The sequence below is a fragment of the Thermovenabulum sp. genome (genome assembly GCF_049723235.1).
In the GTDB taxonomy this organism is placed as follows: Bacteria; Bacillota; Thermosediminibacteria; order Thermosediminibacterales; family Thermosediminibacteraceae; genus Thermovenabulum.
Genome location: NZ_JBNARB010000008.1, coordinates 23,067 through 45,828 on the forward strand (window position 1 = coordinate 23,067; position 22,762 = coordinate 45,828).

Here is a 22,762-nt window from a genome sequence, read left to right on the forward strand (position 1 = left end):
AATTATATCGGCAGCCGTTTTTCCTTCCCTTTAACCTATAACAAGATCACCTTTTACGGGAACACCCCGAAGAGTATCCTTTACAGGGCATCTCTCCTCAATGAGATGATAAAGTTTTTTTATATTTTCTTCCGGTGAATCGGATATGATATGCATTTTATACCTTATTTCAGAAAAACCCTTCCTCACATTGGGATTTTTCCCTAAAAATCCATCGGGATCAAGATCGCCTTCCAATTCTACCGAAAATCCCTTTAATTCTACTCCGCATTTTGGTGCAAAAGCACTGGCTACAATTCCCATACATCCTCCAAGAGAGCAAAGAAGTAATTCCACAGGGTTCATTGCGGTGTTGGTTCCTCCCAGCTCTTTTGGCTCGTCTACCGTCACTTTAAAACCCCTGGCTTCACCCTCTACTACCATACCGTTTTTCCAGTTTGCTTTTGCAGAAAAAGTTACGTTTGGCATTTATTTACCCTCCTTATTTTTTCTAATATCCCATAATTTTTGTTATATTAAAAAATAAATTACACATCCCCTTATCTCATTTCTTTCTATATTTTTTATTAAATTTACTTTTATTATTCGCAAAAAGTAAAAACCGCATCAAAATGCGGCTAAAAAAATTAATCTTCATTAAAATAATTTATAAATTCTTCATTAATATCCATAACGGTAACATCAATATCTTCAACGTTCCTTAAAACTTCTTTGAAAACCTCTGCCGCTTCCTTTTTAGAAACACCGCCAACTCCGGTAGCGAGAGCCGGAATTACCATTGATTTTATTTTCATTTCTCGAGCTTTTGTAATAAGATTATTTAAGCATTTCCTTACAATCTCAATATTTGATTTTTCAGCGGGATACTTCATGGTTACAGCATGGAATATATATTTTGCATTTAATGCTCCCGCTGTGGTCACATAAACATCTCCCGGTTGAGGATCTAATTTTTTGCAAACTTCAATAGCTTCCTCTTCTATTACCTTACCACCCGCTTTTTTTATTGCGAAGGCTACTCCACCGCCCATAGGACCTATGCCATTTGCGGCATTAACTATCACATCAGCTGAAGCTTTTGTTATATCACCAATAACAGCTTTCATTTCCATCCCTTCTTTTTACATCCCGCAGGAGGATCCTACTTTTTCCATCGAGAGTTCTTCGTATTTTTTCCTCCAGTAATCCAATCTCCTTCTCATTTCTTTTACCAGTCGCTTATCCTCTTCAGTACAGAAACCTGATTCAACCTTTTCTTCTGCATGCTTTACGGCTTCCTCGTAGGTTTCCAATGCTTTCTTTAATAAACCTTCTGCGAAAATAGCTCTTTCTCTTTCATGGGGCCAGGGAGATTTTTTTGCGTCTCTTATGAGGACCTTCAGTAAATCAAAAAATCTTTCTCCTTCTGTGTAAAGGTTTATTGAAAATTCCAGGTCTTTTAACATATACATCCCTCCCGGGTGCTTTTATAATATTAATTCCACAAAAATATGAAAATTCCTCCTAAGATTAAAATTAATTTTGTCGAAAAAGGTCAAAAGAGATTAAATTATAGTTCCAATTGCAGAAATAGCTATTATGAAAATCCAAACCGAAAAATCTAAGGGAACTGTATGAAAGATACCCTGTAAATTCGGAACATAAATAGTTAACAAAAACACACCAAAGGAAATTATTACCGAAAATAATAAATAAATATTGGTAAATAGTGATTTAATGGTGATCCCTTTTTCATCGTTTCTGCACTCAAAAGCAAATATTAGCTGGGACACTATCAAAGTAGAATAAGCTAAGGTCCTGGAATAAATAAGATCACCCGAAGATAGGTACATTCCAAAGATATAAGAAATTATCGTGCATATACCTATCTTGATCCCTCTTACAAATATCTTTTTTTCAAGCCCACCGGCAAAAATATCCTCTTTTTTCCTTCTGGGAAGTTTTTTCATCACATCTTCCACGGGAGGATCAATACCCAGTGCCATTGCCGGAAGTCCGTCGGTTACTAAGTTCATTAAAAGAATCTGGGTTGGAAATAGGGGAAGAGGTAAACCGAGTATTATTGAAAAAATCATCGTTAAAACTTCCCCCGTATTACATGAAAGCAAATACCTGATAAATTTTTTAATGTTTTCGTAAATAATTCTTCCTTCTTCCACAGCATTAACAATGCTTCTAAAATTATCATCCGTTAATACCATTGCCGAAGCTTCTTTTGTTACATCCGTTCCGCTAAGCCCCATGGAAATTCCAATATCCGCTTCTTTTATTGCAGGTGCATCGTTCACCCCATCACCCGTCATTGCTACGACGTGTCCTCTCTTTTTTAGGAGTTTGACTATTCTTAGTTTATGTTGCGGCGAAACCCGGGCATATATAGCTATGTCCTCAATTATCTCTTCAAGATTTTTATCCGTTATTTTATCCAGTTCCTCTCCTGTTACTATTCGCCCTCCTTTCTCTAAAAGACCTACTTCCTTCGCAATAGCCCAGGCCGTAGATTTATGATCTCCGGTTATCATTACAGGTTTAATTCCTGCAGTAAAACATTTTTCTATTGCTTCCTTTACTTCTCTCCTGGGAGGATCTATCATGCCCATTAAACCTGAAAATATTAAATCCCTTTCCAAATCGCCCTTTTTTGCCTCATTTAAGCTTACATGTTTATAGGCAAAAGCCAGAACCCTCAGCGCTTCCCCGCCCATTTCTTCGCTGACTTTCATGATTCTTTCTTTATCTTCAAAAGTTAAAGGAATAACCTTCCCTTCCACATCCATATATCTGCAAAGGTTAACTACAACTTCGGGAGCGCCTTTTGTAAAAAGTAAAAGTTCTCCTTTTCTTGTTTTCACCATAACCGACATTCTTTTTCGATCCGAATTAAAAGGAATTTCCTTTATTCTCACATATTTTTCGTCGATTTCTTCTTTACTCACTCCCCCTTTTAATCCGGCAATGATAAGCGCAGCTTCGGTTGAATCACCATAAACAGTCAGCTCTTTTTTCCGGTAATCCATCAAGTTTAAAAGAAAATTGGATGTTTCTTTTTCTTTCAGGTAAGCATTATTGCATGAAACCGCTATTTCAAATAATCTTTTCAGTTCATCACCATTTTTAAAAACACTTCCATCTTTTCTTACGATTTCTCCTTCCAAACGGTAGCCGGTTCCCGTTACAATATACATCTCATTATTTGCATATATTTTCCTTACGGTCATTTTATTTTCTGTAAGTGTCCCGGTTTTATCGCTGCAAATTACGGTAGCACAACCTAAGGTTTCTACTGCGGGAAGCCTTCGGATCAACGCATTTTTTTTAGCCATCCTTTGAACACCCATGGCTAAGACTATCGTCACTATAGCTGGCAAACCTTCCGGGATTGCAGCTACCGCAAGGCTAACACCAAATAAAAACATATTTGCTATGCTCTCTCCGCGAAGAATACCTACCAATGAAACAAATACGCATATTAATGAACATATTACTATCAACTTTTCGCCCAGTATTTCAAGTTTCTTTTGTAGAGGGGTTTTTTTATCTTCAATACTTTCAATTATATGGGCAATCTTACCCATTTCGGTGTTCATGCCCGTTTCCGTAATAAGTATCTTTGCCCTGCCCGATATTACCAAGGTTCCCATAAAAACCATATCTTTTCTGTGAATTTTTAGTCCTTTATTATTTGTATTTAAGTCAAAAGCACTTTTTTCTACCGGAAAGGATTCCCCTGTAAGCAGTGATTCATCTACTAAAAAACTTTCACATTCCAATATTTTCCCATCCGCAGGTACCCGATCTCCCGATTCCAGTAAAACCACATCTCCGGGCACCACTTCCCGGGCGGGAATAATCTTAATTTCACCGTCTCTCAATACCCTGGTGGTGGGTGCTGCAAGTTCTTTCAATTTATCTAAGGACTTTTCGGCTCTATATTCCTGGATAAAACCCATTATACCGTTAATAAGAATAATTATTAAAATAGCCAGGGAATCGGTTATTTCCCCCAAAATATAGGAGACCAACAGGGACCCGAATAGCATATAAGAAATCAGGTTATTGTACTGATTTAAAAAAATAGACACCGGATTTACCTTTTTTTTCTCTATAATTTCATTTTTTCCAAATAATCTTTTTTTAACCATTACTTCCCTATTTGTAAGACCTTTTTTTATATCTACCGAATAAGAATTTTGCATTGTACATACCTCCTATCTACTGCTCCATTAAAACTTTATTCCTTAAAAGGTAGTATTATGTCATTTCAAATATAAATTTTGCACAAAAAAAAAGGCCCCTTTTCAGGAGCCAGATATTCGCTCTTTTTAATTGTAGATAGGGGTACCTTCGTTTTTAATATATTCTTTAAATTCGCTTAATAATTTTTTAGTAATTGGGCCGGGTTTACCGTCCCCTATAGGTCTTCCGTCCAATTTAACTACGGGAATCACTTCTGCTGCGGTACCGGTAAGGAAACATTCATCGGCAGAAAAGATTTCAAATCTTGTAAATACCTTTTCTTCTACATTGATTCCCTGTTTTTTGGCCAGTTCCATAATGACATTTCGTGTTATTCCTACCAGAATTCCAGCGTAAGGTGGAGGAGTAATAAGTTTTCCATCCTTAATTATAAAGATATTATCTCCGGTACACTCTGCTACATAATCTTCAGTGTTCAAAATGAGGGCCTCTAAAGCACCATACATATTTGCCTCAATCTTTGCCAAGATGTTGTTCAGATAGTTCAGGGATTTTATCTGCGGATTTACTCCCTCCGCAGGATTTCTTCTAACCGCCGCAGTTATTATCTCCAATCCTTCTTCATACATCTTTTCGGGATAAAGGGTTATTTTATCAGCAATGCAAATTATTGTTGGCTCTTTACATTTTCTGGGGTCAAGTCCTAAGTCTCCTTCCCCTCTCGAAACAACAAGTCTAATATAAGCATCTTTTAAGTTATTTTTCCTTAATGTCTCTAAGACTACTTCTATCATTTCCTCCTTGGACAAAGGAATATTTAACATTAAAGCATTGGCACCATGGTATAGTCTATCTATATGCTCTTTTAATTTAAATACCCTGCCATTATAAGCCCTTATACCTTCAAAAACTCCATCCCCGTACAAAAAGCCGTGATCAAAAACCGAGATTTTGGCATCTTCTTTATTATAAAATTTCCCATTGATATAAACCTGTATGCTCATATTCATCCTCCTAAAAAATATGTTTATATGCCCTTTTTACACACCGAGCATATTGTAAATGGGCTCACCCGCGGGAACCATAGGCATGACATTTTCTTCTTTATCAATCATAGCTTCTATCACGGTAGGTCTACCCGAATCGATCGCCTCTAATATGGCTTTTTCTACTTCATCTTTTTCTTTTATCCTTATAGCATTGCATCCACAACCCAGGGCAATTTTTACATAATCGGGTTCTTCGGAAAGAATCGAATGGGAATACCTTTTATTGTAAAACAGTTCCTGCCACTGCCTTACCATTCCCAAACTCCCGTTGTTAAATATTACAACTACAATAGGAATATTATACCGGGCAGCTGTAATCAGTTCATGGCAGTTCATCTCAAAACTACCGTCACCGGCGATATTAAATACTATTTTGTCAGGTCTTCCTATTTTTGCTCCTATAGCAGCCGGTAACCCAAATCCCATGGTTCCAAGTCCACCGGAAGTTATTAAGCTACGGGGTTCCTTGAATTTATAATATTGGGCCGCCCACATTTGATGTTGGCCTACTTCCGTAGCAATTAGGGCATCTCCCTTTGTAATTTCCCATATTTTTTCAATAATATACTGAGGTTTTAAACCCTCATTTTTATACTTAAGAGGATATTTACTTTTTAAGACCTCTATTTCCTGGAGCCAATCCTTCAGATATCTTTTGCTCACCCTGTTTAACAATTTTTTCATGACTTCCTTTAAATCACCTTTAATGGGTAGATCTGCGTTTTTATTCTTGCCCAGTTCAGCTTGATCTATATCGATATGAATTATTTTTGCATTTTTTGCGAATTCACTGCCTTTCCCAATTACCCTGTCATCAAATCTCGCACCCAGGGCTATTAGTAAATCGCATTTTGAAACAGCGTAATTTGCGTAAGCGGTACCGTGCATCCCAAGCATTCCCAGGAAGTGTGGATGTTCATAGGGGAAAGACCCTAATCCCATCAGGGTAACTGCTACCGGAGCGGATATTTTCTCCGACAGCTCCAATACTTCCTTCCATGCCTGGGAAGCAACTACTCCTCCTCCGGCGTAAATTACTGGTCTTTCGGCTTCCTCCATCATACGCACAGCTTTATCGATTTTTTCTTCTATATCCGACGTGGTCTGATACTTTTTCTGAAAAGAACTGATGAAACCGTTAATTTCCCTATCTACACATCCCGGATCCACTTCGGATGACATCACATCTTTGGGGAGATCCACCACTACGGGACCAGGCCTCCCTGTTGAAGCTATTATAAAAGCCTCTTTGACCTTTTTAACTATTTTTTCCTTTTCTCTAATAATAAAGCTGTGCTTGGTAATAGGGAGTGTAACCCCCGTTATATCCACTTCCTGAAAGGAATCCCTTCCCAGAAGGGGTAAAGATACTTGACCGGTAAATGCCACCACCGGTACAGAGTCCATATACGCAGTAGCAATACCCGTCACGAGGTTTGTAGCTCCCGGTCCGGATGTGCTCAGGGCTACGCCTACCTTCCCCGTTGCCCTTGCATAGCCATCGGCGGCGTGGGCAGCCCCTTGTTCATGAACCGTCCTGATATGTTTAATCTTTTTATTTCTGTAAAGTGCATCGTATATGGGAAGGGCAGACCCTCCCGGAAAACCAAAAATTACTTCTACACCCAGTTCTTCCAGTGTAGAAAGCAATAAATCCGCTCCCGTCATTATTTCACCTCAAATCATTTTTTGAGCCAGGGCATCATATTCCTTAAAACTTCACCTACTTTTTCTATGGGATGTTCTGCTTCTTTTTCCAGTACCGTTTTATAAAAAGGCCTTCCAGTTTTATTTTCCAAAATCCATTTTTTCGCAAATTCGCCGTTTTGTATTTCGTTTAATACCTTTTTCATCTCCTTTCTTACTTCTTCATTTATTATCCTTTTACCAACGGTAATATCGCCGTACTTAGCCGTGTCGCTTACGGAGTAACGCATCCATTTTATTCCACCTTCATAGATTAAATCAACGATCAATTTCATTTCATTCAAGCATTCAAAATAAGCTATTTCCGGCTGATATCCTGCTTCCACAAGGGTTTCAAATCCAGCCTTAATAAGTTCCGTCAAACCTCCGCATAAGACGCACTGCTCTCCAAAAAGATCGGTTTCAGTCTCTTCTGCAAAAGTCGTCTCAATAACTCCCGCCCTTGTCGCTCCTATTCCCTTGGCGTAAGCCAGAGCTATTTCCTTAGCCTTATTTGTATAGTTATTGTGTACTGCTATCAATGCGGGAACACCATTACCCTGTTGATACATCCTTCTTACAATATGGCCGGGCCCTTTTGGTGCTACCATAAATACATCAACATTTTTGGGTGGTTCTATTTGATAAAAACGTATATTAAACCCATGGGCAAAAGCTAAAGCCTTTCCCTCGGTCAAATGTAGCTTTATGTATTTTTCGTAAATCTCCGGCTGAGTATGATCAGGAGTAAGAATCATAATGACATCCGCTTTCTTTGCTGCATTTTCAACGGTATCCACCTGTAAGCCATCCTCTTTTGCTTTTTCCCAGGATTTGCTCCCTTCATATAGCCCAACTACTACCTTTATTCCGCTATCCTTTAGATTCAAAGCGTGGGCATGCCCCTGACTTCCATAACCTATTACCGCTACTGTTTTTTCCTGCAGTAATTTCAAATCCGCATCATTATCGTAATATACTTTTGCCATAAAAATCCCCCTTTAATTTTTTTTTTCAAAAATAAACTCCCCTCGTCCCGAGAAAGATCTTCCCAGGGACGAGGGGAGTTTTTCCCCGTGGTACCACCCTGATTTACCTTAAAAGGCCTCATTTATTTAACGCAACAGGCGGCTGGTACTACTCAGGTTCGCACCAGCTGCTCCGGAGCGATAGAAAAACACAGACCCGTACCGGCTTTCACCTTACCCGGCTCTCTTTGACGGTGTCAACTGTCTTTCTTCTCCTTCACAGCATTTTATAATATTAAATTTTTAAATAAATAATCTACATCTTTATAAAAATACCAGCGATTTTATCGCTGGATATTCTTATAGTTTAAGAAGTATTTTACATCCTCATTAAAGATATGTCAAGGGGGTGTTATAAAAAAATTTTGTTAATTTATTTTACATCCACCCTTCCCCTAAAAATAAGCCCCCTTTGGCTATCTACAGTGATCTCTTCTCCGGTTCTTATCCTTTCCGTTGCACCTTCAGCTCCGACAACCACGGGAATACCAAATTCAAGGCCCAGTATTGCCGCATGGGAAGTAAGTCCACCTTCTTGTGTAATAACGGCGCTTGCCCTTTTTATTATCGGAGTATAATCCGCATCGGTAGCATCTACAACAAGAATAGCTCCGTCCGGCATTTCCATAGCTTTTTTTAGCGTATCCGCCACAAAAGCAATACCGGTAACAAATTTATTTCCTATACCCGTCCCTTTTAAAATTACCTCGCCCACAATATGCACCCTTATCAAATTTGTTGTACCTGTTACATTCACCGGCACACCGGCGGTAATAACCACCAGGTCTCCTTTTTTAATTATACCAGAATTTAATGCTCCAGATATAGCCTCTTTAAACATTTCATCGGTAGAAATAACCTCATTTATTTTTATTGGATAAACACCCCATACGATTTGAAGAGTTTTCAAAACTTTTTCTTTTGGCGTAACGGCTATAATCGGGGCTTGTGGCCTGAATTTAGCCACCATTCTTGCAGTGTAACCCGATTTTGTGGACGTAATTATGGCAGCAGCACAGAGGTCTCTCGCGATGGTGTATGTAGCATGGCTGATAGCGTCCGTTACCGTCTTTATTATGCGCTGCCTTCCGGATGTCACCTCATCAACTTTTATAGATTCCTCCACTTTTTCAGCTATTTTCGCCATCATTCGAGCAGCTTCTACCGGAAAATCTCCCGCTGCTGTCTCCCCAGAAAGCATAATTGCATCCGTACCATCTAAAATAGCATTTGCCACATCGGTGGTTTCCGCTCTGGTAGGCCTGGGATTTCTTATCATAGAGTCAAGCATTTGAGTCGCGGTAATGACAGGTTTTCCTGCTTTATTGCACTTTTCGATGATCTTCTTTTGAACTATTGGCACTTCTTCTACCGGGATTTCAACACCTAAGTCACCCCTTGCTACCATTATTGCATCGGCCACTTTTATGATCTCATCAATGTTATTTACTCCTTCCTGGTTTTCAATTTTTGCAATTATTTGTATATCCTGTCCACCATTTTCCTCCAAGATCTTTCTTATTGCGATCACATCCTGAGCCTTTCTGACAAAGGATGCCGCAATAAAATCCACTCCCATTTTAATGCCGAAAATAATGTCTTCCTTATCTTTCTCGGTAACGGAAGGCAGGGGTACAATTTTGTCGGGAAGATTGACACCTTTTTTGCTGCCCAGTTCTCCCTCATTATTAACCGTACAGATAATTTCTTCCCCTTTTATTTCATCCACGAAAAGTTCTATCAAGCCATCGGCTATTAGCACCCTGTCTCCTTTTGTTAAAATTTCACTTATTTGTTTTAAATCCACGTATACTCCCGTTTCGTCCCCTTCACAGGGATATGTTTTTAAAGTAAATTTCTGTCCTTTTTTCAGGTAAACCTTACCGTTTTTAAAAGTTCCTATTCTTATTTCGGGCCCTTTAGTATCAAGCATTATTGCAACGTTTGCCCTTAATTCTTTTTCTACTTCCCTTATAGCGATTATTCTTTTTTCATGCTCTTCATGGGTACCGTGAGAAAAGTTAAGCCTTGCTACATTCATACCGGCCAGAATTAATTCCCTTAATACATCCTTTCTTTCGCTGGACGGTCCAATGGTACAGATTATTTTAGTTTTTCTCATTGCCTTCCTCCCCTTTAAATCGAAAGAATATTTGCAAGCTCATATAATTCCATGTTAAAGGTTTTTTTCTTTTCCTTTATTTTTTCTAAATCGGTAATGACAATTTCTCCCTTGGAATAACCTACCATCTTTGCAGTTTCACCTTTAATTAATAGTTCCACAGCCTTGGCTCCCATGCGGCTTGCCATAATCCTGTCAAAAGCCGTTGGTGTTCCTCCCCTTTGCACGTGTCCCAGGACAATAATCCTTGTTTCAAGACCGGTAATTTCGTGTATTTTTTTCCCCACATCAAAACTATGCCCTGCACCTTCGGCTAAAATAATGATGCTGTGGAGTTTACCCCTTTTATACCCGTTCATTATTTTTTTACAGACTTCATTTATATCATAGGGAATTTCCGGCACCAAAATATTCTCCGCTCCACTTGCTACTCCTGCATAAAGGGCGATGTTCCCCGATTCCCTTCCCATTACTTCTACAATAAAGGTTCTTTCATGAGAAGTGGCCGTATCCCTTATTTTGTTCACTGCTTCCACAACGGTGTTTACTGCGGTATCAAAACCAATTGTGTACTCCGTATAGGGAATATCGTTGTCTATTGTTCCCGGCACGCCAATTGCAGCAATCCCTCTTTTTGAAAGCTCATAAGCTCCCCTGAAGGAGCCATCTCCACCAATTACGACCAGTCCTTCGATCCCGTAATCATTAAGATTTTTAATAGCTTTAGCAATTCCTTCCTCGGTTTTAAATTCTTCCGATCGAGCTGTCCTTAAAATGGTTCCCCCCCGGTGAATAATATCCCCCACAGAACCGAGGTCCATTTTGACAAAATCCGCGTTTATCAGTCCCTGATAACCTTTTTTTATACCGTAAACTTCTACTCCGTTAAATATAGAATGCCTTACCACCGCCCTTATTGCTGCATTCATTCCGGGAGCATCCCCACCGCTTGTAAGCACTCCAATTCTTTTCATTACTTTCTCCCCTTTAAATTATAAATTTTTCTCCAGAATTATTTTATGAGCTTCCTCAGCTTCGGCTTCAGGTACAAGAATTTCTATATAACATCCCTTTTTTTTACTTTTTAAAGCTTCCTTGGTTTTAACAAGAAAACCTTCATTTTTCAATATCTCCGCTACTTTATCAGCAGTCTCCTTGCTGGTAGTCATATAAACAACCGTCCACATTTTTAAACCTCCTCTTCAAAATTATTTAGAAAGAGGCATCCCTGAACTCCTTTTATGCTAATTAACTCTTCTAAGGTTTTTTCACTCTCATTTATGAAAAATTCCTTACCCGTAACTATTGCTTTTTTTAATTCGCTAATATAAATTGTAACAGGACAATTGCCTGGATGCAAAAGGAAAAATTCTTTAAGAGAATTTATCAGTTTTTCATCTCCCTTATTAATATTTATTATTATTGCCCCGGGTTTTTTTGAGTTAACTGCTATCAACGGTTCAATTTCTTCTGCTATGATCTTGGGAGTTTCTTCTTCCTTTAAATTGACGCGACCCCTAATAAGTACTTTATTATCCTGGACTAAAAGCTCCCTGTATTTTTCCAAGACCACTGGAAATACTATTATTTCCATTGTACCGGTTAGATCTTCAAGATTTAAAAATGCCATCATTCTATTTTCTTTTGTAGATTTAAGTTTTATTCCCGAAATTATTCCACCTACGGTTACGTTAGCTCCGTCACTCAAATTATAGCTTTCTAAAATTTCTTTTGCTCTTAAATTGGTGTTTTTTAAAAGAAAATTCTCATATTCTTTGAGAGGGTGTCCGCTGAGGTAAAGCCCCAGAACATCTTTTTCCATTGCAAGAAGCTGGTTTTTGTCATATTCAGGTATATCGGGAAGTTCATCCTTTTCATAATCTTCATTTTGTTCTTCCAGTAACTCTAAAAAAGAGACCTGATTTTTATCTACATTCCTTCCGTTTTTCCTTTTTTGTATTTTTTCCAGCACATCCTCGTAAACCGACAATAATTGCGACCTTTTTGCACCAAAAGAATCCATGGCTCCGGCCATAATTAAGCTTTCGATCAATCTCTTATTCAACTCTCCCGAAGATAGTTTTTCGCAAAAATCCGCCAGCGATTTAAATTTACCCTTTTCTTCTCTCACTTTAATTATGCTTTTTACAGCATTCTCACCTACATTTTTAACGGCCGAAAGCCCAAAGCGAATTTTCCCATTAACTACCGTAAAGCTTTCATAGCTTTCATTTACATCAGGAGGCAGTACATCGATCCCCATTCGCCTGCACTCTAAAATATACTGAGCAACCTTGTCTAAGTTATGCATTACACTGCTTAACAGGGCTGCCATGTATTCCACAGGAAAGTGTGCCTTCAAGTAAGCAGTTTGATAGGCAATAAGGGCATAAGCAGCCGCATGGGATTTGTTAAATCCGTAACCCGCAAAATATGAAATGTCATCGAAAATTTTTTCCGCAACTTCCCTTTCTATGCCATTTTTAAGGCACCCTTCGATGAAGGCATTTCTCTGGGCTTGCATAACATCCTGCTGCTTTTTGCCCATAGCTTTTCTCAAAATATCCGCCTGGGCAAGAGTAAAGCCTGCCAGTTCTTGAGCTATCTTCATTGCCTGTTCCTGATAGAGTATAATACCGTAGGTCTCTTCCAGTATGGGTTTTAATTTGGGGTGCAGGTATTTCACCTGTTGTTTGCCGTTTTTATTTTTTATAAATTCCTGGGCAGCTCCGCTTCCCAGCGGCCCCGGTCTGTATAAACCAATTACAGCTATAATGTCTTCAAAACGTTCGGGTTTCAACTCTTTTAATAAAGTTCTCATTCCTTCGCTTTCTAATTGAAATACACCAAGGGTTTCTCCATTGCTCAAAAGTTCATATACCTTTTTATCATCTAAGGGAAGAGTCTTAAGGTCAATCTCCACTTCTTTAGACTTTTTTATTAAATCTAAGGCATCTCTGATAACCGTTAAAGTCCTTAAACCCAAAAAATCCATCTTTAAAAGGCCGATCTCTTCTAAATTGGTCATAGTATATTGAGTAGATACGGTGTCTCCCACTTTGTGCAAAGGAACAAGGTCCGTTAATGGCAATGCTGAAATTACTATTCCCGCCGCATGAGTAGAAGCATGCCTGGGAAAACCTTCTATAGATTTAGCTATATTTAAAAGTTTTTTTATTCTATCGTCCGTTTGATATCTAATTTTCAGTTCTGGATTCAATTCTAAGGCTTTTTCTACAGTCATCCCCAATTCCATGGGTATCATCTTTGCTATTACATCAACTTCACCGTAAGGATAACCCAGTACCCTTCCTACATCCCTTACTGCTGCCCTGGCTGCCATTGTCCCAAAAGTACCTATCTGGGCTACCCTATCTTCCCCGTATTTATTTATTACATATTTGATTACCTCTTCTCTTCTCTCAAAACAAAAATCTACATCAATATCCGGCATTGTAACCCTCTCGGGATTTAAAAACCTCTCAAACAGTAAATTATATTTTAACGGATCTATATCGGTAATTCCCAAACAATAAGCTACCAAACTTCCTGCTGCAGAACCCCGTCCGGGTCCTACCATTATTTGATTTTTCCTGGCATAATTTACGTAATCCCATACTATTAAAAAATATGCAGAATAACCCATCTTTTTTATAACTTCAAGTTCGTACTTCAAACGCTCTTTTATAGCAGGACTTATACTTTTATATCGTTTTAATAAACCATCCTGGCATAGTTTTTCCAGATAGGAATCATGGGTATATCCTTCCGGAACCTTAAAATCCGGAAGATAAATTCTATTAAACTCAATTTCCACATTGCACATTTCCGATATTTTGATAGTATTTTCCAGAGCCTCGGGAACCTCGAAAAACAACCGCCTCATTTCGGTTTCGGTTTTCAGGTAAAATTCATCCGTAGGAAATTTTAACCTGTCCTCATCCTTTATGGTTTTACCGGTTTGTATACATAAAAGAGCATCGTGAATTTCATAATCTTCCTTAGATATATAATGTACGTCATTGGTAGCTACCAGAGGAATGCCTGTTTCTTTGCTAAGATTATACAGTGCCTGATTTACTTTTTTCTGTTCCAAAATTTTGTGGTCCTGAAGCTCTAAATAAAAATTTCCCTTCCCAAAAATATCTAAATATTCCAATGCTATTTTTTTTGCCTCATCGTAATCTCCTTCAAGAATTTTAGAAGGAATTTCTCCCGCAAGACATGCACTTAAACCGATAAGCCCCTTAGAATATTTTTTCAATAATTCCTTATCTATCCTGGGTTTATAGTAAAACCCATCAATAAAGGCTATGGAGGTAAGTTTAACCAAATTTTTATAACCTTCATTATCCTTTGCTAATAGAACCAAATGATACTGTTCATCATCTTTGCCCGGTTCTTTATCATTCAATCGGCGTTTTGCAAGGTATACTTCGCATCCTATAATTGGCTTTAAACCTTCTTTTTTCATAGCCTTGTAAAAATCTATCACTCCATACATTACTCCGTGGTCTGTAATGGCTGCCGCCTTCATTTCTCTTTTATTAAGTTCTTCTACCAGCTTTTCTATGCTGCAGGCTCCATCCAGAAGGCTATAATTGGTATGCAGGTGTAGGTGTACAAATCCCAGAATCATCACCTACCTTATAAGTACTTTTACGGACATTACTCCCTTTGCTATCATTCCGTTCTGATTTTCGACATTTATTTCAACTTTTCCTGCTTTTCTACCAATTTCCATTATCTCTGCTTTAATAATAATATCTTCTTTTAACTGGACCGGCTTAGAGAAATACACAGTAAATGTATCGGGAATGGTTTCCAGCCTTTTTACTATTCTAAAAGCTTCGAGTCCCGCATTGGCCATTGCAGTCATTAAAGACCCAAAACTCGTTACCCCGTATTGATTTAGCATTGCAGGCGTTGTAAATCCTTTTAGAATCACACCGTCGCTGAATTTCTCTATAGAAAAAGAGTTTAATATCATTTCATCTATTGTCTCACCAATTTGAGGCTGCATGCTCAAACTTTTTAGTACCTTCATGGTATCCTGTCGAGAAATTACGCCGACCAATTTTTTGTTTTCCACTACCGGAATCAGCTCAATACCTTCCCATACCATTAAATGGACAGCATATGCAATCGGTGTATCGGGCGATACACATATAGGATTTTTTGTCATTAGGTCCTTTATAGGCACATCATCAGGATAACCTATGACATCATTGGTTGTAGCTATCCCAACCAGTTCTCCTTCGTCGTTTACAACCGGGAATTTGCTGTGCCTTGTTGCTCTGAGTAATCTCCTCCAGTCCCCTACCTTTGAATTAATATCAAGAAAATACGGGTTACTTACCATTACATCTTTTGTTAAAATTACTTCCTTTTGTTTTAACTTTGTAGAAATTGCCCTATTAATAAGCATAGCTACCGTAAAGGTATCATAGGAGGAAGTAATTATTGGTCTTTCAACTTTATTTGCAAGTTCAATTACTTCAGAATCAGGGTAAAATCCTCCTGTTACCAAAACCGCTGCTTTTCTATTCAGTGCAAGGAGCTGGGCTTCTTTTCTGTTCCCTACTATAAGTAGGTCACAGGGCTCTATATACCTGGCTATGTCTTCGACTTCCATTGCACCTATCAAGAATTTTTTCAACGGTTTTTCTAATCCGGAAAAACCCCCTAAAACTGAACCTTCTACAATATTTACAACTTCCTGAAAGGTAAGTTCCTCTATCCCTTTTTTATTCTCTTTTTCAATTCTAATTGTCCCGATTCGGGGAAGTGTAGTCACAAGACCTTCTAATTGAGCATCTTTAATAGCTCTATATGCGGTCCCTTCGCTTACATTCAACTCCTTGGCTAATTTTCTTACCGATATCCTGTTCCCTATTTTCAAATTTTTTATATATTCGATTATCTTCTCGTGTTTTGTCATAACCTTCCCTCTCAATATTAATAAAAGCTACCTTTAAGGTAGCTTTTATTCTTCTCCAAATTTAGAATCGATAAGTGCAACGAGTGCTTCAACTGCTTCTTTTTCATCTTCTCCCGATGCGGAAATCTCTATTTTTGTCCCCTGACTTACCGCAAGAGACATTACTCCCATTATACTTTTTGCGTTTACCTTCTTACCTTCTTTTTCGATAAAAATTTCTGATTTAAACTTACTTGCTGTTTGTACGAACAAAGCAGCCGGCCTTGCATGTAATCCGGTTTTGTTTTTTACTTCTACAGCAATTTTATACATTTAAGTTTCCCCCTTCAAATTGTTTAAATTTTTCCGCTATCTGCTTTAATCTTTTTAACCTATGGCTTACGCCCGATTTACTTAATGGTGGGTCCATAATTTGACCCAGTTCCTTTAAACTGAGTTCTGGAAATTTCAATCTCATTTCGGCTATTTCCTGTAAAACCGGAGAAAGTTTGGGTAAAATACCTTTCTCCTTTAAAAAAATAATAAACTCCATCTGATTAAAAGCTGCATCAATGGTTTTGTTTAAATTGGCTGTTTCGCAATTGACCAACCTGTTTACATTATTTCTCATATCCTTTAATACTCTTTCATTTTCAAACTTTAAAAGGGACTCATTAGCTCCCATCAATCCCAGTAAATCTTTTATATTATCACCGTTTTTTAAATAAACAACATACTTTTCCTTTCTCCTCGTTATTTTTGAAGAAATATTAAATTCCTCCATAAGCTTCGACAAATCATGGGCAATTTTAATGTTGTTGGTGATAAATTCTAAATGATGCGCCCGCTTAGGGTCACTTATTGACCCGCCACCCAAAAAAGCCCCTCTTAAATAAGCTTTTTTGCAGCATCTTTTTTTAAATATTTTAAATTTTATTCCTTCCTCTAAGGTGATCTTGCCGTTTTTCACACTTATGATCCCGATTTTTGATAAAAATTCTTCCATCTTTTTTTCCCGAGAGAAAGCTTTTACCAGGTAAAGATTTTTATTTCTCAATTTTTCTTTTTCGACGGTAATTTCAAACTCTACGGTTTCATATTTTTTCATTAATTGGATAAACCTGCGGGCAACAGCGGCATTTTCGGTATGAACGGTAATAACTATGGAATCTCCTCTGGGAGACATACCACCGCTCATTTTGATCAAAGCGGATAATTCCGCCAGGCCGCAACAATCCTTATCGGTGATTTTTGAAATTTCTTCTTTTAATTCCGATGAAAAAGACAATTTTTTTCACCCTAACTTTTTTTATTCTACATAAAATTATTCCGTTTGTAAATAAGCAAACTAAGAAAATAACTTCATAATTTCCCTGGCTAATTTTTCTGAATCATGTCTTATTACATCATTTATTGAAAGCACTTCTGTTTTTATTATTTTATAACCCATTTCTAATATTCGCTCTTCATCTACAACTACAGGCACCGACCCTTCTTCTTTGTACTTTTGCAATAATCTTTCGGGTATTTTTTCCACATTAACGAGCACATACTCTATAACCTTTCTCCCTGCATGCTCGACTATCGCTTTAACATGGTCAAAGGCAGTATAATTGTCAGTTTCTCCCGGCTGAGTCATAATGTTTACCACAAAGATTTTTTTGGCGGAAGAACTTTCGATAGCTTCCCTGATACCGCGAATCAAAAGGTTGGGTATTATACTTGTATAAAGACTTCCCGGACCCAATATAATTACATCCGCTTTTTCAATGGCTTCCAGAGCTTCATTTAAGGGTTTTGCATCTTCCGGAATCAACTTGACTTTATTAATTTTTCTTTTTATTCTTGGTATTAAAGACTCTCCTATGGCTACACTTCCATCATCGTATTCAGCCATCAATACTATATCCTCAAGAGTTGATGGCATTACCTGCCCGCTTACTGCAAGAACCTTACTCGACTCCTTTATGGCAAGTTCAAAGTCTCCCAAAACTTCTGTCATGGCTGCTAAAAAAAGATTGCCAAAACTATGCCCCTTTAAAAAACCGGTATCAAATCTATATTGAAAGAGCTTCTCCATTAAAGGCTCGGTATTCGCAAGAGCCAAAAGACAATTCCTGATATCCCCTGGAGGAGGCATCTTCAATTCATCCCTTAAACGTCCGGAACTACCTCCATCATCGGCAACAGTGACAATCGCAGTTATATCCTTTGTATAGTACTTTATTCCCCTTAGCAAAGAAGGCAATCCGGTACCTCCACCGATCGCTACCACTTTTAACACCGGATATTACCCCCTTGTTTCTTTTTCATCTCTGTGTTCTATATTTACATAATAACCCCTTTCTTTTAACAACCTCGCCAGTTCATCGGCTACGGCTATTGACCTGTGCCTTCCTCCGGTACATCCTATAGCCACCACTAATTGAGATTTTCCTTCTTTAATATAGTAAGGAATTAAAAACTCTATCAAGTCCTGCACTTTCTTAAGAAATTCCTTCGTTTCCTCAAAATTAAAAATATAATTTTTTACCTTTTCATCACTACCCGAAAGGGGCCTTAGTTCATCATCATAAAATGGATTTGGTAAAAACCTTACATCAAAGACTAAATCCGCATCAAGAGGAAGCCCTTGCTTAAAGCCAAAGGAAACGATATTTATCAATAAACCTGTATCGCTTTTATCCCTCTGCAAAAACCTTTTTTCTATTTCTTCTTTAAGCTGGGCAGGAGTCTTGAAAGAAGTATCTATTATAAAATCTGACTTTGCCTTTAAAAGTGCCAGTTTCCTTCTTTCTAAGTTAATACCTTCAACTATTCTTTTATCCGGTGCAAGCGGATGTTTTCGTCTGCTCTCTTTATACCTTTTAATCAAGACCTCATCGGAGGCATCTAAAAAAATAATTTTATAGGAGTAACCCATATCTTCTAAAGATTTTAAGCTATCAAAAAGGTTATCGAAAAAATCCCCTCCCCGGATATCGATAACAAGAGCAACTTTTTCGAGCTTTTTTCTGCTCTGACTGCATAACTCCGCAAACTTGGGAATAAGCTGGGGAGGTAAATTATCAATACAGAAAAAGCCGTTATCTTCAAATACCCTCAAAGCAAGGGTCCTTCCTGCCCCCGAAAGTCCGGTAATTATTACAAAATTTAAATCTTTTTCCACAATTCCCCCTCCAAACTTCAAGCTATAAAGCATTAATAATATCTGCTTTTGTCAATCCTGCTTCTTTCGCAAGTTTTATTGCCCTTGAAAGTTCTCCCACTCTTTCGGGCTCATGAGCATCGCTGCCCAGTGCAAACTTAGCTCCCTGGCTTTTTGCTATCCTTATATACTCAACCGTCGTATGGTCATGCCCCGCATTTATCTCCAAAGCGGTGCCTTTTTCTGCCGCCTTTTTAGCAAGAACCCCTGTATCGATTGGCATATGAAGCCCGGGGTGAGTTATTATGTCTATTTTATACCTCTCCATAGCATTGATTAAAGCCTGAGTATTTTGTTTCATTATTTTTTGCAGGTTAGTATTTATTGTTTTTACTAAATAATTTTCTATTAAAATATGATAAGTGTCTTTAATACTTTTACCCCAGATTTGCGGATGAAGCCCTACCATTACATAATCCATTTGTTGTAAAATTTCTTCTGGAATATCCAAGTCCCCTTCTAAGCTAATGACATTCGCTTCACACCCAAAAAGTATATCAATTTCTTTAAATTCTTTTTTAAGTTGTTCAATTTCCTTCTTTATCCTTTCAAAATCTCTAAGATTGGTGCCAACTCCTATATTGTTGGGCCCGTGTTCGGATATTCCTACTGCCTTCAACCCTTTTTTCAAAGCCGAACATACATTTTCTTTAACGGTTCCCTTGCCGTGGCTATATTTGGTATGAGTGTGAAAATCTGCAAACAATTTCATCGACTTACCCTCCTTGTAATAGTATAATATATTGTAGGATTAAAATCTATTTTTATTATTTCAAATATTTACATCTTATTTGTATGTAAACTTTCAGGAGGGGTAAAAATTGATAGATACGCTGCTATTTGATCTGGATGGCACCCTTCTTCCCTTAGATACCGATGAATTTATAAATTCCTACTTAAAATTAATCGCAAGGAAGATGAGTAAATTTTTCGATCCTCAACAACTCATCGACCTCTTGCTTGATTCCACCATGGCCATGGTGAATAATCTGGATCCCTCAAAAACCAATAAAGAAGTTTTCTGGGAAGCTTTTTTCAGCAACAATATAAACATCGAAAAAGAAATACTTCAGTTTGAGTTTGAAGAATTCTACGATAAAGATTTTCCATCTCTTAAAAAAGTTTTGAAACCCCATCCCTTTCCCAATAAAATTCTTAAAACTGCATTCTTGATGAATTATGATGTCGTAATTGCAACAAATCCTATTTTCCCGTTAAATGCAATAAAACAAAGGTTGAGATGGATAAATTCTGAAAACTTTCCTTACAGGCTTATAACTTCTTACGAGATCATGCATTTTACAAAACCTCATATTCAATATTATGAAGAAATTTTATCTATAATAAAAAAATCTCCAGAAAATTGCCTGATGATTGGAAATGATGTGGAAGAAGACCTTATTGTGAGAAAGCTGGGAGTAAAAACTTTTCTATTAAAGGATTATATGATAAACCGAAATAACAAAAAGATAATTTCCGATTATTCCGGTTCTTTTAATGACCTTTTAAATTTGATAATAAATTTAAGGGAAAGGGGGACCGGTGTTGAACGTTTATGATAAAGCTCATGAACTTGCCAGAGCCCTTTTAGAATGCAAGGAATATATAGAATTTAAAAAAGCAAAAGAAGAACTTGAAAAAGATAAAAAGGCCTTAGAGATGCTTAAGGACCTAAGGGCAAAAGAGATAGAGGTGCAGACCCTCGCTTTGTCGGGTAAAACCTTTGCCGAAGAAGAACAAAAGTTAAATAACCTGTATGAAATAGTCAAATACCATTCGGGTATAAAAAGATATTTAGAAGCTGAAAATAAATTAATGGTATTGATCTTTGACATCCAAAAAATAATATTCAGCTCATTGGACGTACAACTTGGCGAGTAACGGAGGAATAAAATGGCTAAGGTAATTTTAAAAGGGAAAAAGAACGAAAGAATAGAAAAGGGCCATCCATGGGTTTACAGTACCGAAATATTAAGCATCAAGGGAAATTATAAGCCGGGGGATATAGTAGAAGTTTACCTGGAAAACGGCAAATTTTTAGGAAAGGGTTATATCAACCCTAAATCCCAGATCACCGTTAGATTTCTCACAAAAAATAAGGACGAAGAAATTGATAGGGAATTTTTTAAAAATAGAATAATAAAGGCTTTAAATTACAGAAAACAATTAAATTACGGCGAAAGTTACAGATTAATTTATGCCGAAGCCGATTTTCTTCCCGCTCTTATTGTGGATAAATTTAATAATACTCTCGTGATTCAAACTCTATCCCTTGGAATGGAAAAATACAAAAATATTATCGTGGATATTCTTGTAGAACTTTTAAGCCCAGAATGTGTATATGAACGAAATGACGCTCCTGTAAGGGAACTCGAAGGGCTTGAATTAAAAAAAGGTGTATTATACGGGGAGTTACCAGAGAAAATCATAATTGAAGAAAACGGTATCCAGTATTATGTGGATGTAGTAGAAGGACAAAAGACGGGCTTTTTCTTTGACCAGAGGGAAAATCGAAAAGCAATAGAACCCTTTGTAAAAGGAAAAGAAATCTTAGAATGTTTCTGTTATACAGGATCCTTTGCCTTGAATGCGGCAAAATACGGCGCCAATAACATCCTGGCCTATGATTATTCCGATGAAGCAATTTCTTTAGCAAGAGAAAATGCAAAATTAAACGGAGTACAAGATAATATAAAATTTGAAGTAGGCAATGCCTTTGATATTTTAAGGAAATTCTACAATGATAAAAAGAAGTTCGATGTTGTTATCCTCGATCCCCCTGCTTTTGTCAAAAGTAAAAAAGCATTGGAAGGTGCTATTCGAGGTTATAAAGAAATAAACTTGCGGGGAATGAAGCTTTTAAAACCCGGTGGTTTTTTAATTACCTCTTCCTGTTCCCATCACGTCAAGGATGAGCTTTTTTTTGAGATTCTCATGTCTGCCGCATACGATGCAAAGGTTACCATGAGAATAATCGAAAAAAGATCTCAAGCAAAGGATCATCCGGTACTGGCAGCTTCTGAAGAGACAAGCTACTTAAAATTCTATATTTTGGAGTTATATTAAAAAGGGGGGATTCCCCCCTTTATTCCTTAGCTTAATTGCTGGTTTTGTTGCTGCATCTGCTGGAGTTGTTGCTGGGCCTGTTGCTGGGCTTGCTGCTGAGCCTTCTGCTGATTCTGAAGGGCTTGATTAAACTGCTGGTTTAATTGAGAAAGCTGTTTGTTAAATTGATCTAAGAGCTGATTCATCTGATAAAATATCTGATTGGCCTCTATGCTCTGCTGAGCCTGAGTTAATGCATTTATTGCCTGTTGTATTGCTTGACTAACCTGATTATCCGTAAGCTGCTGCTGGGATTGGGCCTGGGCTTTTAATTGATTCAAAAGCTGCTGAAACTGATTGGAAGCTACTCCCTGCTGGGCTGTTGCCTGATAAGTGGTCTGATAAGGAGTTGCTAATTCCTGCGAGGTTTCAGCCTCCTTTTTTTTCTCTTCCAAATAATCGGCTAAGCTTTTCTTTTGGGTCATTCATTACATCCCCCTTCATTTA

At 37.7% G+C, this 22,762-nt stretch carries 21 protein-coding genes and 1 other annotated feature; of the genes, 3 read left to right on the forward strand and 18 right to left on the reverse strand.

Going from position 1 to position 22,762, the window contains the following annotated elements; translation table 11 throughout:
- Positions 1–30 precede the first annotated feature (30 nt).
- The 17 genes from ACPLOV_RS05680 to ACPLOV_RS05760 form a co-directional block, all read right to left on the reverse strand.
- Complete coding sequence (locus ACPLOV_RS05680) at positions 31–468, reverse strand: OsmC family protein (protein ID WP_424908154.1); 438 nt, start codon at positions 466–468, stop codon at positions 31–33.
- 158 nt (positions 469–626) lie between these two features.
- Positions 627–1,106, reverse strand: coding sequence for a macro domain-containing protein (locus ACPLOV_RS05685; RefSeq protein ID WP_424908153.1), 480 nt, complete (start codon positions 1,104–1,106; stop codon positions 627–629).
- Between the two features lie 15 nt (positions 1,107–1,121).
- Complete coding sequence (locus ACPLOV_RS05690; protein ID WP_424908152.1) at positions 1,122–1,445, reverse strand: hypothetical protein; 324 nt, start codon at positions 1,443–1,445, stop codon at positions 1,122–1,124.
- Between the two features lie 99 nt (positions 1,446–1,544).
- Positions 1,545–4,196, reverse strand: a complete 2,652-nt coding sequence (locus ACPLOV_RS05695; RefSeq protein WP_424908151.1) for a calcium-translocating P-type ATPase, SERCA-type — start codon at positions 4,194–4,196, stop codon at positions 1,545–1,547.
- Between the two features lie 126 nt (positions 4,197–4,322).
- Positions 4,323–5,201, reverse strand: coding sequence for a branched-chain-amino-acid transaminase (ilvE, locus tag ACPLOV_RS05700; protein ID WP_424908150.1), 879 nt, complete (start codon positions 5,199–5,201; stop codon positions 4,323–4,325).
- A gap of 36 nt (positions 5,202–5,237) precedes the next feature.
- Complete coding sequence (gene ilvB, locus ACPLOV_RS05705; RefSeq protein WP_424908149.1) at positions 5,238–6,914, reverse strand: biosynthetic-type acetolactate synthase large subunit; 1,677 nt, start codon at positions 6,912–6,914, stop codon at positions 5,238–5,240.
- Positions 6,915–6,928: 14 nt separating this feature from the next.
- Positions 6,929–7,921 (reverse strand): ketol-acid reductoisomerase, encoded by a 993-nt coding sequence (ilvC, locus tag ACPLOV_RS05710; protein WP_424908148.1) that lies wholly within the window; start codon positions 7,919–7,921, stop codon positions 6,929–6,931.
- A gap of 61 nt (positions 7,922–7,982) precedes the next feature.
- Positions 7,983–8,190, reverse strand: a binding site (T-box leader).
- 143 nt (positions 8,191–8,333) lie between these two features.
- Positions 8,334–10,082: a pyruvate kinase gene (gene pyk / locus ACPLOV_RS05715; protein ID WP_424910795.1), complete on the reverse strand. Its 1,749-nt coding sequence runs from the start codon at positions 10,080–10,082 to the stop codon at positions 8,334–8,336.
- 14 nt (positions 10,083–10,096) lie between these two features.
- Positions 10,097–11,056, reverse strand: coding sequence for a 6-phosphofructokinase (gene pfkA, locus ACPLOV_RS05720; RefSeq protein ID WP_424908145.1), 960 nt, complete (start codon positions 11,054–11,056; stop codon positions 10,097–10,099).
- A gap of 18 nt (positions 11,057–11,074) precedes the next feature.
- A complete protein-coding gene (locus tag ACPLOV_RS05725; RefSeq protein ID WP_068747642.1) occupies positions 11,075–11,269 on the reverse strand; it encodes a hypothetical protein in 195 nt (64 codons plus the stop codon).
- Positions 11,270–11,271: 2 nt separating this feature from the next.
- The gene (locus ACPLOV_RS05730) at positions 11,272–14,721 is read right to left on the reverse strand and encodes a DNA polymerase III subunit alpha (RefSeq protein ID WP_424910796.1); all 3,450 of its coding nucleotides are present in this window, start codon (positions 14,719–14,721) and stop codon (positions 11,272–11,274) included.
- A 3-nt stretch (positions 14,722–14,724) separates the two neighbouring features.
- Complete coding sequence (locus tag ACPLOV_RS05735; protein ID WP_424908143.1) at positions 14,725–16,023, reverse strand: DRTGG domain-containing protein; 1,299 nt, start codon at positions 16,021–16,023, stop codon at positions 14,725–14,727.
- A gap of 45 nt (positions 16,024–16,068) precedes the next feature.
- On the reverse strand, positions 16,069–16,335 hold the full coding sequence (locus ACPLOV_RS05740) for an HPr family phosphocarrier protein (protein WP_068747640.1): 267 nt from the start codon (positions 16,333–16,335) through the stop codon (positions 16,069–16,071).
- Positions 16,328–17,290: a DNA-binding protein WhiA gene (whiA, locus tag ACPLOV_RS05745; RefSeq protein WP_424908142.1), complete on the reverse strand. Its 963-nt coding sequence runs from the start codon at positions 17,288–17,290 to the stop codon at positions 16,328–16,330. The genes ACPLOV_RS05740 and whiA overlap by 8 nt, the downstream gene beginning before the upstream one ends.
- A 60-nt stretch (positions 17,291–17,350) precedes the next feature.
- Positions 17,351–18,286, reverse strand: coding sequence for a gluconeogenesis factor YvcK family protein (locus ACPLOV_RS05750; RefSeq protein ID WP_424908141.1), 936 nt, complete (start codon positions 18,284–18,286; stop codon positions 17,351–17,353).
- A 6-nt stretch (positions 18,287–18,292) separates the two neighbouring features.
- Positions 18,293–19,204: an RNase adapter RapZ gene (gene rapZ / locus ACPLOV_RS05755; RefSeq protein WP_424910797.1), complete on the reverse strand. Its 912-nt coding sequence runs from the start codon at positions 19,202–19,204 to the stop codon at positions 18,293–18,295.
- The gene (locus ACPLOV_RS05760) at positions 19,194–19,922 is read right to left on the reverse strand and encodes a PHP domain-containing protein (RefSeq protein WP_424908139.1); all 729 of its coding nucleotides are present in this window, start codon (positions 19,920–19,922) and stop codon (positions 19,194–19,196) included. The genes rapZ and ACPLOV_RS05760 overlap by 11 nt, the downstream gene beginning before the upstream one ends.
- A gap of 109 nt (positions 19,923–20,031) precedes the next feature.
- Here ACPLOV_RS05760 and ACPLOV_RS05765 point away from each other — a divergent pair, with 109 nt between their 5' ends.
- Genes ACPLOV_RS05765 through ACPLOV_RS05775 form a run of 3 tightly spaced genes read left to right on the forward strand, consistent with a single transcriptional unit; the run spans position 20,032 to position 22,276 of the window.
- Positions 20,032–20,769 (forward strand): HAD family hydrolase, encoded by a 738-nt coding sequence (locus ACPLOV_RS05765; protein ID WP_424910798.1) that lies wholly within the window; start codon positions 20,032–20,034, stop codon positions 20,767–20,769.
- Positions 20,756–21,091: a YlbF family regulator gene (locus ACPLOV_RS05770; protein ID WP_424908137.1), complete on the forward strand. Its 336-nt coding sequence runs from the start codon at positions 20,756–20,758 to the stop codon at positions 21,089–21,091. The genes ACPLOV_RS05765 and ACPLOV_RS05770 overlap by 14 nt, the downstream gene beginning before the upstream one ends.
- Positions 21,092–21,103: 12 nt before the next feature.
- On the forward strand, positions 21,104–22,276 hold the full coding sequence (locus tag ACPLOV_RS05775; protein ID WP_424908136.1) for a class I SAM-dependent rRNA methyltransferase: 1,173 nt from the start codon (positions 21,104–21,106) through the stop codon (positions 22,274–22,276).
- 26 nt (positions 22,277–22,302) lie between these two features.
- On the opposite strand, the gene ACPLOV_RS05780 is transcribed toward ACPLOV_RS05775, so the two are convergent.
- On the reverse strand, positions 22,303–22,740 hold the full coding sequence (locus tag ACPLOV_RS05780; protein ID WP_424908135.1) for a hypothetical protein: 438 nt from the start codon (positions 22,738–22,740) through the stop codon (positions 22,303–22,305).
- Positions 22,741–22,762: the final 22 nt, after the last annotated feature.